At 71.4% G+C, this 12,895-nt stretch carries 13 protein-coding genes; 5 read left to right on the plus strand and 8 right to left on the minus strand.

Translation table 11 applies throughout. The features are described from left to right. Window positions 1-13: 13 nt before the first annotated feature. Genes iolD through iolC form a run of 4 tightly spaced genes read right to left on the minus strand, consistent with a single transcriptional unit; the run spans window position 14 to window position 4,608 of the window. Window positions 14-1,891 (minus strand): 3D-(3,5/4)-trihydroxycyclohexane-1,2-dione acylhydrolase (decyclizing), encoded by a 1,878-nt coding sequence (iolD, locus tag IF11_RS0105230; protein ID WP_030350221.1) that lies wholly within the window; start codon window positions 1,889-1,891, stop codon window positions 14-16. Next, complete coding sequence (iolB, locus tag IF11_RS0105235) at window positions 1,891-2,781, minus strand: 5-deoxy-glucuronate isomerase (RefSeq protein ID WP_030350222.1); 891 nt, start codon at window positions 2,779-2,781, stop codon at window positions 1,891-1,893. The genes iolD and iolB overlap by 1 nt, the downstream gene beginning before the upstream one ends. Then, window positions 2,778-3,647, minus strand: a complete 870-nt coding sequence (locus IF11_RS0105240; RefSeq protein WP_030350223.1) for a Cgl0159 family (beta/alpha)8-fold protein — start codon at window positions 3,645-3,647, stop codon at window positions 2,778-2,780. Before IF11_RS0105240 ends, iolB begins: the two co-directional genes overlap by 4 nt. Next, window positions 3,640-4,608, minus strand: a complete 969-nt coding sequence (iolC, locus tag IF11_RS0105245; RefSeq protein ID WP_030350224.1) for a 5-dehydro-2-deoxygluconokinase — start codon at window positions 4,606-4,608, stop codon at window positions 3,640-3,642. The genes IF11_RS0105240 and iolC overlap by 8 nt, the downstream gene beginning before the upstream one ends. A gap of 192 nt (window positions 4,609-4,800) precedes the next feature. Between iolC and IF11_RS0105250 the strand changes: the two genes are divergently transcribed. After that, window positions 4,801-5,844 (plus strand): LacI family DNA-binding transcriptional regulator, encoded by a 1,044-nt coding sequence (locus tag IF11_RS0105250; RefSeq protein ID WP_078490479.1) that lies wholly within the window; start codon window positions 4,801-4,803, stop codon window positions 5,842-5,844. A gap of 31 nt (window positions 5,845-5,875) precedes the next feature. On the opposite strand, the gene IF11_RS0105255 is transcribed toward IF11_RS0105250, so the two are convergent. After that, complete coding sequence (locus tag IF11_RS0105255) at window positions 5,876-6,511, minus strand: ScbR family autoregulator-binding transcription factor (protein ID WP_240628007.1); 636 nt, start codon at window positions 6,509-6,511, stop codon at window positions 5,876-5,878. 198 nt (window positions 6,512-6,709) lie between these two features. Here IF11_RS0105255 and IF11_RS0105260 point away from each other — a divergent pair, with 198 nt between their 5' ends. The 4 genes from IF11_RS0105260 to IF11_RS0105275 all read left to right on the plus strand — a co-directional run bounded on the left by IF11_RS0105260 (window position 6,710) and on the right by IF11_RS0105275 (window position 10,438). Next, on the plus strand, window positions 6,710-7,630 hold the full coding sequence (locus IF11_RS0105260; protein WP_030350227.1) for a ScbA/BarX family gamma-butyrolactone biosynthesis protein: 921 nt from the start codon (window positions 6,710-6,712) through the stop codon (window positions 7,628-7,630). 227 nt (window positions 7,631-7,857) lie between these two features. Beyond that, window positions 7,858-8,550: an HAD family hydrolase gene (locus IF11_RS0105265; RefSeq protein WP_030350228.1), complete on the plus strand. Its 693-nt coding sequence runs from the start codon at window positions 7,858-7,860 to the stop codon at window positions 8,548-8,550. A 167-nt stretch (window positions 8,551-8,717) separates the two neighbouring features. After that, window positions 8,718-9,158, plus strand: a complete 441-nt coding sequence (locus tag IF11_RS37675; protein WP_051745523.1) for a hypothetical protein — start codon at window positions 8,718-8,720, stop codon at window positions 9,156-9,158. A gap of 143 nt (window positions 9,159-9,301) precedes the next feature. After that, window positions 9,302-10,438 carry a DUF5954 family protein gene (locus IF11_RS0105275; RefSeq protein WP_037727094.1) on the plus strand — a complete coding sequence of 379 codons (1,137 nt, stop codon included), beginning with the start codon at window positions 9,302-9,304 and terminating at the stop codon, window positions 10,436-10,438. Window positions 10,439-10,471: 33 nt separating this feature from the next. Here the strand turns inward: IF11_RS0105275 and IF11_RS0105280 are convergent, their stop codons facing one another. The 3 genes from IF11_RS0105280 to IF11_RS0105290 form a co-directional block, all read right to left on the minus strand. Further along, complete coding sequence (locus IF11_RS0105280; RefSeq protein ID WP_030350231.1) at window positions 10,472-11,323, minus strand: endo alpha-1,4 polygalactosaminidase; 852 nt, start codon at window positions 11,321-11,323, stop codon at window positions 10,472-10,474. A gap of 130 nt (window positions 11,324-11,453) precedes the next feature. After that, window positions 11,454-12,170 (minus strand): ferritin-like domain-containing protein, encoded by a 717-nt coding sequence (locus IF11_RS0105285; RefSeq protein WP_051745524.1) that lies wholly within the window; start codon window positions 12,168-12,170, stop codon window positions 11,454-11,456. Next, a complete protein-coding gene (locus IF11_RS0105290) occupies window positions 12,167-12,778 on the minus strand; it encodes a ferritin-like domain-containing protein (protein WP_051745527.1) in 612 nt (203 codons plus the stop codon). Before IF11_RS0105290 ends, IF11_RS0105285 begins: the two co-directional genes overlap by 4 nt. Window positions 12,779-12,895: the final 117 nt, after the last annotated feature.

The raw sequence follows: 12,895 nt of genomic DNA on the forward strand, positions 1-12,895 counted from the left end.
ATTCCTCAGATCCTCAGAGGTAGTGGCGCTGGGAGCGCTTGGCCGCGGCGTAGGTCTCGTACGCCCGCCGGGTGGACTCGATCGCGGAGACCTGGCTGACGGGCACGTCCCACCAGCCGCTGCCGGGCGGATTCGGCCCGTACAGATCGGTCTCGACATGGACGACCGTCGTACGGTCGGACGCCCTGGCCTTCGCCATCGCGCCGGTGAACTCCTCGACGGTGGACGCGGAGAGGACATCGGCGCCGAGCGAGGCGGCGTTGGCGGCCAGATCGACCGGCAGGACCTCGCCGTCGAGCTGACCGCTCTCCCGGTCGCGGAAGCGGTAGCGGGTCCCGAAGCGCTGTGAGCCGAGCGACTCCGACAGCGCGCCGATGGAGGCGAAGCCATGGTTCTGGACGAGCACGATGATGACCTTGATGCCCTCGGAGACCATGGTCACGATCTCCTGGGCCATCATCAGATACGAGCCGTCGCCGACCAGGACGACGACCTCGCGGCCCGGCTCCGCCATCTTCACACCGAGCCCGGCGGCCACCTCGTACCCCATGCAGGAGTACGCGTACTCCACGTGGTACGCCTTCGGATCGCGGGCACGCCACAGCATCTGGAGATCGCCCGGCAGGGAGCCGGCCGCGTTGATCACCACATCCCGGTCGTCCAGCGAGCGGCGCAGCGCGCCCAGGATCTCGGTCTGCGCGGGCAGCGGACCATGGCCGGGGGCGAAGCACTCCTCCTCGGTACGCCGCCACGCGGCCGACAGCTCCAGCACCCGCTGCCGGTAGCCGCCGTCGGCCTTCCAGCCGGCCAACTCCCGCTCCAGCGCCTGGAGTCCGAGCAGGGCATCGGCGACCAGCGGCTCGGCGGAGTGCTTCACCGCGTCCAGCCGGGCGACATTGAGATTGATGAACCGCACCCCGGGATCGCCGAAGACGGTGTGGCTGGCGGTGGTGAAGTCGCTGTAGCGGGTGCCCACGCCGAGGACGACATCAGCCTCGGCCGCGAGCGCGTTGGCCGCCGCCGTACCGGTCGAGCCGATGCCGCCGACCGCGCACGGATGGTCCCAGGGCAGCGCGCCCTTGCCCGCGTGGGTGTCCGCGACGGGGATACCGGCCGTCTCGGCGAACGACCGCAGCTGGTTCTCGGCGCCGGAGTAGACGACACCCCCGCCCGCGACGATCAGCGGCCGCCTCGCCGTACGCAGCAGCTGGGCCGCCCGCTCCAGGGCCGCGGGCTCGGGCACCGGCCGGCCGATGTGCCAGACCCGGCGCCGGAAGAACGCCACCGGCCAGTCGTACGCCTCGGCCTGGACGTCCTGCGGCAGACAGAGCGTCACCGCGCCGGTCTCGACCGGGTCGGTCAGCACCCGCATCGCGGCGAGCGCGGCCGGGATCAGCTGCTCGGGCCGGGTGATCCGGTCGAAGTACTTGGACACCGGACGGAACGCGTCGTTGACGGTGACATCCCCGCCGCGGGTGTCCTCCAGCTGCTGGAGCACGGGGTCGGCGGCGCGGGTCGCGAACATGTCGCTGGGCAGCAGCAGGACCGGCAGCCGGTTGGTGGTGGCCAGCGCGGCGCCCGTGATCATGTTCGTCGAGCCGGGCCCGGTGGAGGCGGTGCAGGCGTACGCGGAGAGCCGGTCCCGCATCTTGGCGAAGGCCACGGACGCGTGCACCATGCCCTGCTCGTTACGGGCCAGGTAGTACGGCAGATCCACCTCGCCGGTACGGGCCGCCTGGAGCAGCGCCTGTCCGACCCCCGCCACATTGCCGTGCCCGAAGATGCCCCAGACGCCGGGGACGAGCCGCTGTTCCCGGCCGTCGCGCTCGCTGTACTGATGCGCGAGGAACCGTACGAGGGCCTGCGCGGTGGTGAGCCGTACGGTCTCCATCACTTCTCCTTCCGGAAGGGCAGTCGGGGGTCGGTCTCCTGGCTCTCCCAGCCGGCGCGCACCCAGCCGTGCGCCGGGTCGTCGCAGATCAGCCAGGCCCGGTCCTGGCCGGGGCCCGCCATGACGTTGAGGTAGTAGAGGTCGTAGCCGGGGGCGGCGATGGACGGGCCGTGCCAGCCGTGCGGGATCAGCACCGTGTCGCCGGTGCGTACCTCCGCGAGGACATCGAGCGGCCGGTCCTCGGTCCCGTACACCCGCTGGTACGCGAGGCCGGGGCCGGCGGGGCCGTCGGCGATCTCGAAGTAGTAGATCTCTTCGAGCTCGCTCTCGACGGGGGTCCCGTCGTCGGCCGTGCGCGCCTCGTCGTGCTTGTGCGGTGGGTACGAGGACCAGTTGCCGCCGGGCGTGAGCACTTCGCAGACCAGCAGCTGTTCGGCCTCGAACGTGCCGGGCAGACAGTAGTTGTTGACCTGGCGCGAGCAGTTGCCCGCGCCGCGCAGCTCGGTGGGGACGCCCTCGGCGGAGCCGTACCGTACGGTCAGCCGGCGCTCGCAGCGCGCCGACGGGAGGGCGAAGCGGCCACCGCGCTCGCTGCGGATCACGGCGTCGGTGTCACGCGGGAGGTACGCGAAGTCGGTGACGGCGTCGAAGACCCCGTCCCGGCCGGCGAGCAGGAGCGTCGCGTCGTCGGCGGTGACCGTACAGGAACCGCTCAGCGGCAGTACCAAGCACTCGCTGTCCCCGGTGGACAGGGCGACCGGCTCGCCGGGCGTGAGCTCGGCGACGCGCAGTCCGGAGAAGCCCCACCCCGCGGACTCGGGTGTGACGACCGTGGTGAAGGGCCCTTCGGCGGTGGAACCCGCCCGCAGCCGCGGCCCGTGACCGTTCACAGCAGGCTCACCGCGCGGTCCACGGCCCCGGCGACATCGCCGTCCGCGGGGTAGAGCAGCGACCGGCCGACGATCAGGCCCTGCACGGTCGGCAGGGAGAGCGCCTTGTGCCACGCGTTGAACGCCGCCTCGGCGTCCTTGACCTCGCCGCCGAGCAGCAGCACCGGCAGTGTGGAGGAGGCGAGGACCCGCTCCATCTCCGCCACGACCGGCAGCTTCAGCCAGGTGTACGCGCTGCGGCGGCCGAGCCCGGAGGCGATGGTGATGGACGTGATGACGGCCTCGGGGGAGAGGTCGTTACGGATCTTCCCGTCCACCCAGCGCGACAGGAACGGCTCGACCAGGGCGATCAGCTGACGGTCGTTGAGCTCGTCCACCGCACGCGCGGTGTCCGTCAGTGCGGAGGGGGTGGCCGGGTCGTCCAGGCAGATACGGGTGAGCGTCTTGCCGCCGTCGAAGCCCATGGCCGCGATGGCCTCGGCGTCGTACCCGGTGAACCGGTCGTCGATCTCGAAGGCCGAACCGGCCAGCCCCGCGCGGTTCATGGAGCCGAAGACGCTCTTGCCGTCGAGTACGCCGAGGAGCAGCAGATCTTCGAGGATGTCGGCGGTGGCGAGGACACCGGTGACCCCCGGACGCTCCAGGGCGACACACATCCGGTCGAGCAGCGCGCTCCGGTCGGCCATCGCGGAGGGATCGGCGCCCACCGCGTTGGCGCCGCGCGCCGGGTGGTCGGCGGCGATGATCATCGCCCGGCCGTGCCCGCCGAGCGGCGAGCGGGCCCTGACCCGCCGGGCAGCGGCCTCGGCGATGGCACCGGGGTTGTTGACCCGCGCCTCGACGATCCGCCGGACCTTGTCAGACACGCGCGTTCTCCTCTTCGGTCTTCTCCTGGATCTTCGCCTCGACGCGTGCCGCGTCGGGCATGGCGTCCGAGCAGGCCAGTTCACCGGCGACGAGGGCGCCCGCGGCGTTGGCGAAGCGCATCACGCGTGCGAGGTCCCAGCCGGACAGCAGCCCATGGCAGAGGGCGCCGCCGAAGGCATCACCCGCGCCCAGACCGTTGACGACCTCGACGGGTACGGGCGGCACCTCGACCGCGGTGCCCTCACGGTCCATGGCCAGAACGCCCTTGGGGCCCTGCTTGACCACGGCGATCCCGGCCCCGAGGGCGAGGAGCGCGCGGGCGGCGGCATAGGGCTCCGTCTCGCCGGTGGCGACCTCGCACTCCTCGCGGTTGCCGACGGCGACCGTGGCGTGCCGCAGCGCCTCGGCGTAGTGGGCACGGGCCTCGGCCGGGTCCTGCCAGAACATGGGGCGCCAGTCGAGATCGAAGACGGTGATCCCCGAGCGGGCGCGGTGCCGCAGCGCCGCGAGCGTCGCGGAGCGGCTGGGCTCCACGCTCAGCCCGGTGCCCGACATCCAGAAGATCCGGGCCGACGCGATGGCGTCGAGATCCAGGTCCTCGGGGCGGATATCGAGGTCGGGGGCGAGGGGCAGCCGGTAGAAGTAGAGCGGGAAGTCGTCCGGCGGGAAGATCTCGCAGAACGTCACCGGGGTCGGCGCGACGGTCGACACCCCTACGTGCGTGTTGTCGACCCGGTAGCCCGCGAGGGCCTGTCGTACGAACTGGCCGAAGGGATCGTCGCCGGTCTTGGTGATCACCGCGGCGCTTCTGCCGTAGCGCGCCGCGGCGACGGCGACATTGGTAGGGCTGCCGCCCAGGTACTTGCCGAACGAGGTGACATCCGCCAGGCCCACGCCTGATTGCTGCGGATAGATGTCGACCCCGACCCGTCCCATGGTCAGGACGTCCAGGACTGCCATGTGTGGGGACCTCCAACGACTGGCGCGCTCTACTAGCGCGCTCTAGCTGCGAGTACGATGGGCCAGGTCCATATGTCCTGTCAATGCTTTGTTACGTGCGGTTTTCCGCTAGGTTCACGTACACCCGGCGGACAGTACGAAAGGTGAGGGGGCCCGATGGAGGAGACGACGCCCGGCGGACGGCGCCCCACGATGGCGGATGTCGCGAAGAGGGTCGGAGTGTCCCGTGCCCTGGTGTCCCTGGTGTTCCGCAACCAGCCCGGCGCGGGCGAGGAGACGCGACGGCGGGTGCTGGAGGCCGCCGACGAGCTCGGCTACCGCCCCGACAGCGCGGCCAGACTGCTGGCCCGGGGGCGCAGCCGCACCATCGGCGTCATGCTGACGTTGCATCAGCCGTTCGAGGCCGACCTGGTCGAGGGCGTGTATCCGGAGGCCGAACGCCTCGGCTACGACGTGCTGTTGTCCGCCAGCGCCCCCGGCCGCGACGAAAGCAAGGCCGTCGAGGCGCTGTTGAGCCATCGCTGCGAGGCGCTGATCCTGCTCGGCTCCACGGCGAGCATCGCCCGGCTCGATGAACTCGGACGCCGTAGCGCGGTCGTGGTCATCGGCCGCACGGCCCGCGGCGCCAACGTCGACAGTGTGCACACGGCGGAGGGCAAGGGCGTACGCCAGGTGGTGAACCACCTGGTGGAGCTGGGCCACCGTCATATCGCGCACATCGACGGCGGCAAGGAGCCGGGAGCCGCGGAGCGCCGGCGCGCCTACCGCGCGGCCATGCGCAGACACCAGCTCACCGAGGAGATCCGGGTGGTGCCCGGCGCGCACAACGAGGACGCGGGCATCGCGGCCGGCCGGCTGTTCCTCTCCGAGGAGCGGCTGCCCACCGCGGTGTTCGCCGGGAACGACCGCTGTGCGATGGGTCTGCTGCACACGCTGGGCCGCGCCGGCATCGATGTACCCGGCGAGGTCTCGGTGGTGGGCTTCGACGACAGCCATCTCTCGCATCTGTCGCACATCGATCTCTCCACCGTCCGTCAGGACGCCGTACGGATGGCGGAGCACGCGGTGCGGTTCGTGGTCGAGCGGCTGGACGACAGCACGCTCGATCCGAGGGAAGCCGTCCTCGATCCCAAACTGGTCGTCCGCGGCACCAGCGCCGCGCCGCCGTCGGCCACCGGCTCGGCCGGTCCTGACGACTGCCGCTGCTCCCCGCGCGGTCACCGGGCGGGCCACTGAGGGACGGCTCCGACGACGGCGGGCCGCGCGGTCAGCCGCTCTTCGTGAGCACCCGGTCCCCGAAGCGCGCCCGGCGCTCGTCCGTCGCCCCCTCCTGGCGCTCCCGCTCGCGTACCCGCGTCAGCAGCAGCGCCGGGTCGGGGTCCTTCTGGAGCGCGGCCAGGAGCAGCAGCCACAGATCCGACAGCCCCTCCTCGATCTGCCGCCTCCCCTCCAGGGCGTCGGAGACCGTATGCAGCCCGAAGAAGGCGCAGACGAGTCCGTGCGCGGCCACCTCGGGGCACACGCCCGCGGCGAGCGCTCCCTCGGCGCGGGCCTCTTCGAGCAGCGCGGTGACCGTCTCCAGCCAGCCGACGAACGGCCGGGGCAACGTGGCGTCGATGGCCGCGCGTTCCGCCCACAGCCGGGATCCGGCGCGGATGACGACATCGTCGCGGAAAGCTCTGGCCACATCGAAACTCAGGGCGACCAGCCTTTCGAGCGCCGGGCGGTCGGCCGCTTTGTAACGGCCGATCAGCTCGGGCCAGGTCGCGAAATGCTCCTCCACAATGGCCAGGGCCAGATTCTCCTTGCTGGCGTAGTGGAAGTAGATGGCCCCGCTGGTACGGCCGGACCGCGCGCTGATATCGCTGATGCTGGTACCGGCATAGCCGCGCTCATCGAACAAATGTGCCGCGGCCTCCAGGAGAAACCTGCGTGTCGCTTTCGCCCGAACCTGCTCCGCCCGCACCTGCACGTGTACCCCGGATTCCCGTTCCGTTAAATGACAGCACGCAATGTAGCGGCTTTTCCCGTGGGGCGTGACCGGCGTGTGGCGGGGGCGGGCTGGGGTGCGCGTACCGGAGAATTGCGATGTTCTTATCGCATGAATACATCGGTTGGTGACCTCGCCGGGGAAGTCCGGCCGCTGTCGTGGTCGCGCACCGTCGCGCGCGAGATGGTGCATCGCGCCTCCGTGGCGGAGGTACTGCTCACCGACGTACGGCAGACCGAAAGCGGCGATTTCGAAGCCGCCGCCTCCTGGCCCCGCTCCCATCCGACTTTTCCGCGCGACGGCGCCGATCTGCACAGCCCGTTGATGATCGTCGAGACACTGCGTCAGCTCGGGATCTACATTCCGCTGCGGTATTTCGGCGTCTCACCCGCCGCGAGTCTGATCATCACCGATCTCTTCTTCGACCTCGACCCCGCCTCCGAGCCGCGGGCGGTCTCCGGCGCCACCGGCGTCACCTGCCGTGTACGGGTCGCGGAGGTGCGTCGCGGGCCGGACGGTTCCGCGACCGGACTGCGCCTCCAGGTCTCCTATCTGGCCGGCGGGGCGCTGTTCGCGCTGGCCGGCGGCGGTGCGCGGTTCCTCGAACCCGAGCAGTACGACACCGTACGGGCGGGCCGCGCGGAGTCCGCCGCCCCGTCCGTCGCGCGCGCGGCCGGCCGGGCCCGCCCCGATGCCCGGCGGCTGGGGGTGACTGGCGCGCACGATGTCGTGATCGGGGCCGAGGGCGCCACCCTGCTGGTGGATCCCGCCGATATGCGGCATCCCTTCTTCTTCGACCACGCGACGGATCATGTCCCGGGCATGATCGTTCTGGAGGCCGCCCGGCAGGCGGCGGCCTTCGAAAGTGGCGGAAGACTGCTGCGGCCTACCGCCGGTCGGCTGAAAACGGCGCGCTTCATCGAATACAGCCCGCCCGCTCGCGTTCTGTGCGTGCCGCACCACGCGACCTGCGTCTTCCGCTTTCTCCAGGACGGCGAACAGAAGGCCTTTGGCGTCCTCCGCTACCAATAAACAGATTTAGACACTAAATGCAATCGCTTGACTGCCGAGAGTAGTCCTCTCTAGCGTAGCGATCGTTATGTTCCTGGCGGTCGCCGGAACTGGCCTTCTCCATAAGGCCGCGCCCGCCAGGGATCGCACCCGTCCGACAACGGGTGACCAACACGCCCGCGGTGTTTCGCACCGTTGCGGCGGCCAGCGCTGCCGCTTTTAGGGCACTCCTGAACGGAAGCACGCGGATGACAGCTCAACGCATCCTTTCCTGGACTCCCTCAGCCATCGTCTTCGACTGCGACGGCACTCTCATGGACACCGAATGCCACTGGCAGGACGCGCGCATTCTGGCGTTGCGCGAGTACGGATTCACCCCCGCCACCGGCTTCGCGGAGCGGGCCAAAGGGCTCCACTACAGCGAATGCGGACGCCTGATGGCGGACGAGGCGGGGCGCCCGGACCTCGGCGGGGAGATGACCGAACGGCTTCTCGCGCATTTCCGCGCGCTGGTCGCCGACAACCCCATGACCATGCCCGGCGCCCGTCAACTCGTGGAAACGGCAGCGCAGTTCGCGCCGCTCGCCGTCGCCAGCAACTGCCCGCGGGAGGTCGTCGAGTCCTGCCTCGACACCGCGGGCCTGCTCGACCTCTTCGGGTACATCGTGGTGCCCGAGAACGAGATGCGGCCCAAGCCGCATCCGGACGTCTATCTCACCGCGGCCAGACTCTGCGGCGCCGACCCGGCCGACACCCTGGCGATCGAGGACTCCCACTGCGGTATCCAGGCCGCCGACCAGGCCGGGATGCGCATCATGGGCGTCGGCCCCTGGCCCGACGCGCGGACCGTCGCGCTGGTGGACCTCTGGGTCCGCTCGCTGGACGAGCCGGAAGTCTCCGGCTGGGCCACCGGGCGCGTACCGCCGCAGTACTCGCGCTGACCGCCGGCCCCGTCGGTCGCACGTAGTCCGGCGGGGCCGGATCGAACGGATCGACCGCTTCCCGACTCCCCCCTCCTCCGGAAGTCGCCCTCCCCGGAAATCGGCCTACCATGAGTGCCAGAGGACATATCCGTCCAGAAGCTGCCGCACAGGGAGATGGCCATCGGATGGATGAGGATCGTGCCGGCCGTCTCGTGTCGTCGCTGCGGGCCCGCGGGGTGATGGCCCATCTGGCGCACCTGGGGGTCTACCAGTGCGGAGTACAGATCGTGCTCGCCGAGGGCGGTGAGGCGATCTGGGACATCGACGGGGTGCTGGGGCTGCGGGCCGAGGTGGTGGAGGACGGTGTCCTCGTGGGATTCGTGCCGCATGTGCGGGGCTCCGAGACCTTCACCGAGGAACAGCTCGTGGCGGCGATCGCCGCCACTCGGTACGACAAGGAGGGCCTGCGCCCTCCGGTGGACACGAGCCCCGCACCGGACGGCGGCGTCGGCATGGACGCCGGCGGCGCAGGACCGTACGGCGGCCGCTTCCCCGGCCCCGCGCTGCCGCGGTGGGTCGCCCGCCGCGGACTCAGACTTCCCTGGCGCCTTCGCCGGCCGAGATGACCGGATGACCCGTACGCCGGTTCGGCTCCGCACCCGCCCGGATGGGCGTACGTATGCGCGGGTACCGCGCCGTGTCACGCGGTCGGTGGTTCTTTCCGCGTAATCGCCCCGTGCGCCCCGGCCGTATGGGCATGCTCGGGGGCATGGCTGAGCTTGGTGAGAACGTGCCCGCGTACCGGACGATCCGGGTGTCAGGTCCGGAGGGGCCGGTCGAGGCGGTGGCCGATGTGGTGGCATGGCAGGCGCGGGAGAGCTATCCGGACATCCTCTCGGCGGGCGGGCCGCTCTTCGGAGTGGTGCGCGAACGCGAGGCGGGCGGCTGGGAGCTGGTCTCGTCGTTCTCGGGGCTGGCCCCGCAGGACGGGCGCGACAGCATGGGGTCCCAGTTCCGCAGACGGGCCCAGGAGTGCGAGAAGGCCGGTGACCGCGCCGGGTACGAGGAGTGCATGCGGGCCGCCGAGCGGATGGAGTGGGAGACCCTCGACGAGCTGACCGTGCTCGGCGTCCGCCACCGGGTCGCCCGCGCGGAGTGCTACGTACGGTCGGGCGCCGACGGACCGGAGCCGCCGCGGCCGACCGACCCGGACCCCATGGCGTCCGGCGAGTCGCACAAGGCCCCGGATCCCACGGCCGGGTTCGTCTTCGATCCCGTCATCGCCACCGGTATGTCCGAGGGCATCCTCAAGGTCGAACTGCTCTCCCTCGTACGCAAGCCGGGCACCGTACCGGACGAGGTCCGCGACGATTCCCGGATCGCGGCGCGGACGCACCCGGGTGGGATCCTGCTTCCGGCGACCTTCATGACGGCGGAGAAGGAGTCCGGGCGCTGGCGGCCCGACTCGACCGGGACATGCACCACACCGCAGGGCGCGCGGGACACCCTCGCCGTCGCGCTGCGCGTCATGATCCCGTGGCAGCTCGGCCTCGAACCGGAGCGGCGCGCACCGTACTTGGCCGCCGCCGACCGGCTCGACGCGGAGCGCGGCAATGAAGTGGAGGTGGAGGGACGGCGGTTCAGGGTGGTACGGATCGAACGACTGGTCCGTATCGGGCCGGACGGCCCCGAGGGCCCGCGCCCCTCCGACCCCGACCCGCAGCCTCCCGTGATGGTGCAGCACGAGCGGGCCGTCGCGGAGGGGCTGATCTCCGAGGACGACGACGAGGACGCCCCCATCGAACTCGACGAGAACACGCGGCGGCTGGCGGCGCTGTTCCACGAGGAGGAGGCGCGCCGCAGGGAGCTGCTGGCCCAGCGGCGGGAGCGGGGCCGTGACGCCTGACGGAGTGGCACCGGCGCCGGGGCAACGCGCCCTTCAGCAGCGCGCGTTGACATGGCCGGGCTCTCCTGCCGGTACGACGTCCCGGTCCCGCAGCACGATCGAGAGCCGGTCGCCCCACTCCCGGCACGCGACGGTGAGGTCCGCCCGCCGGTACTCGATCACCAGCACCTTGTCGTCGTAGGCGTCCGCGTACGCGTCGCACTCCTCGTACCGCGCGCACTCCTCGGCGACGGCGAAGTCGAAGCCGATCTCGTCCCGTACCCCGGTCATCTCCGCCGCGTTCTTCTGGCCGATCGCCAGCCCCGCCCGGTGGGCGCGCTCGGCCAGCAGCCCCGCGAAGGCGGCTGCCTCCCCGCGGTCGAGCAGGCCGTCCGAGCGCAGATACGAGTCCAGGTTGTCCGCCTCGACGGCGTCGAACCCCCGGTCGGCGCAGCCGTCGATCCAGCCGCCGACGATGCCGGCCAGCCGGTCGCGGCGGTCGTCGGTGGAGATGTCCAGGAGGGGTTCCTCCCAGTCCTCGTCGATGACGGTCGCGCCGTCCGCGTCGCGCAGCAGCAGATCGGGGTGGTTCTTCCGCCACCATGCCACGGCGTCCGGCTGTGTCTGGTACGCGTTGATGTAGCAGATGTTGTAGATGCCGGGGTCCGGGTCGGGGGCCGCCGTACGGTCCCTGATGACCGTCCGCACCCCGTCGGGCGGGTCGTACGCTCCGCCGAGCTGGTAGTCGAAGGGATCGTTCGCCCGGGGCTGCCGCACCGCGTGACCGCTGGCGGCGGAGCTCTCCGCCGCCTTGGGGGTGGCCGAGGCGCCGGAGTCGTCGGCCGTGTCGGAGGCGGCGCATCCGGAGAGTGCCAGCGCCAGCGCGAGCAGCGGAGCCACGGGCATACGGGCGGCGGGGGTGAACGGCAAGGCGGCGTCTCGATTCCGGAGCGGTCTGACGGACCCGGCAAGTTTCGCACCGGAGCCGGGGCGTGCCCGCCCCCGGGGCACGCCCCCTCGCCCTACAAGCCCCCGCTCACACCGTCAGCAGACTCGGCCTGGCCGCCCGGTCGACGGGCAGGAACGCGTCCGGCACCGGGTACTGGCCCAGGAGGAAGCGCAGGAGCGAGGCGTGCATCGCCTCGACGGGCGCGATCGTGGCCGCGGTCTCGGTCTCGAAGGCGCCCCCCACGCTGTATGTGGCCATCAGATAGGTCTGCGCGGCCTGTTCCTCCAGCTGCAGCGCGAGCGCGGCGGCGTCGGCCGCGCTGGCGGCCCTGGCCAGCGTGGCGGTGATCTCCTTCTGGTCGGAGAGCGGCACGCCCGTCAGGGCGGGCTTGCCGGCGCGGGTCAGTACGCCGTTCCACACCTTGGCGTGGTCGGTGTGCTGGGCCGTCGCCCGGGTGAGGAAGCTCGTCAGCGCGGGCGGTACGGTCCCGAGCCTGCCCTCCCTGGCCGCGGCGAGCGCCGACGTATAGACGCCCACGACCTGGTTCTCCAGCGCTACCGCCAGCGCGACCGTCCGCAGATCGCCGGGGTAGTCGACCCGGTGCGCGATCACGCTGGCCTTGTCGACGGGCGACCGCGAGGACAGGTCGTTCTCACCGGAGCAGGCCGCCAGCAGGAACGCGGCTCCGGCGCCTCCCGCCCCCAGCAGGAAGGTCCGGCGCCCCGGGCCGGGCGCCTCGGTCTCTTCGGCGCGACTGGCGAGGGGTGGCTCCCAGCCGCCCCGTTCGGGTGGTGCGGTACTCACTGCACGGCCCCTTCGGAGATCGGTGAGGCGTTGCTCGTCGGATAGAAGGCGTCGGGGAATCCGGTCGTCCCGACGTCCGCGGGCAGCGCGGCGGCGTCCGTCGGGATCGCGATCAGCTCGCTGTCGCCCGAGCCGAGCAGCGACTGAACGACCAGCAGCGTGGCGCGATGCTGTGCCTCGACCGGGGCGACGGAGGCGAAGAGCCGGCGCAGTCGCGCGGTCCCGGCCAGGCCCACGTCCTTGGTGTACGTCTGCGCGGCCACGTCCTCCAGGGAGAGGGCGAGCGCGACCACGTCCTCGGGGGTCTTGGCGGCCGGCAGCGCCTGCTGGACGACGGCCGCGTACTTCGGGTCGGTCCCGGTCTGCGGCTGCCCGCCCGCCTGGACGGCCGCCGTGTTGAAGGCCTTGGCGTGTTCCTCGTGGTGCTGGGTGGTCGTGGCGATGAACTCCTGGAGCGTCGCGTTGCCGTCCTTGATGAACGGCAGCGCGGCGGCGGTGCGGTAGACGCTCACCGCGAGGTTCTCCAGTGACGCCGCGGTCTGCAGCGCCATGATGTCGTCCCGTGTCGTGGGTTCCAGCAGCCGGGTGTCGATGTGCTCCGCGTCCATCACGCCCCCTCTCTCCTCGGCGCCCGCACCACCGCGGGTGCTCTCTGTGTCACCGACACATTCGCGACGCCGGGGCCGCCGGATGGTGGGACATCCGCGAGGGTTCGGGGTGTTTCA

This window comes from Streptomyces scopuliridis RB72 (assembly GCF_000718095.1).
GTDB classification, from domain to species: Bacteria; Actinomycetota; Actinomycetes; order Streptomycetales; family Streptomycetaceae; genus Streptomyces; species Streptomyces scopuliridis.

Bases quoted from the DNA above. Each gene is read 5' to 3' on its own strand.
- iolD (WP_030350221.1), bottom strand. From the start codon at position 1,891: ATGGAGACCGTACGGCTCACCACCGCGCAGGCCCTCGTACGGTTCCTC.
- iolC (WP_030350224.1), bottom strand. From the start codon at position 4,608: ATGGCAGTCCTGGACGTCCTGACCATGGGACGGGTCGGGGTCGACATC.
- IF11_RS0105250 (WP_078490479.1), top strand. From the start codon at position 4,801: ATGGCGGATGTCGCGAAGAGGGTCGGAGTGTCCCGTGCCCTGGTGTCC.
- IF11_RS0105260 (WP_030350227.1), top strand. From the start codon at position 6,710: ATGAATACATCGGTTGGTGACCTCGCCGGGGAAGTCCGGCCGCTGTCG.
- IF11_RS0105265 (WP_030350228.1), top strand. From the start codon at position 7,858: ATGACAGCTCAACGCATCCTTTCCTGGACTCCCTCAGCCATCGTCTTC.
- IF11_RS37675 (WP_051745523.1), top strand. From the start codon at position 8,718: ATGGATGAGGATCGTGCCGGCCGTCTCGTGTCGTCGCTGCGGGCCCGC.
- IF11_RS0105275 (WP_037727094.1), top strand. From the start codon at position 9,302: ATGGCTGAGCTTGGTGAGAACGTGCCCGCGTACCGGACGATCCGGGTG.
- IF11_RS0105280 (WP_030350231.1), bottom strand. From the start codon at position 11,323: ATGCCCGTGGCTCCGCTGCTCGCGCTGGCGCTGGCACTCTCCGGATGC.
- IF11_RS0105290 (WP_051745527.1), bottom strand. From the start codon at position 12,778: ATGGACGCGGAGCACATCGACACCCGGCTGCTGGAACCCACGACACGG.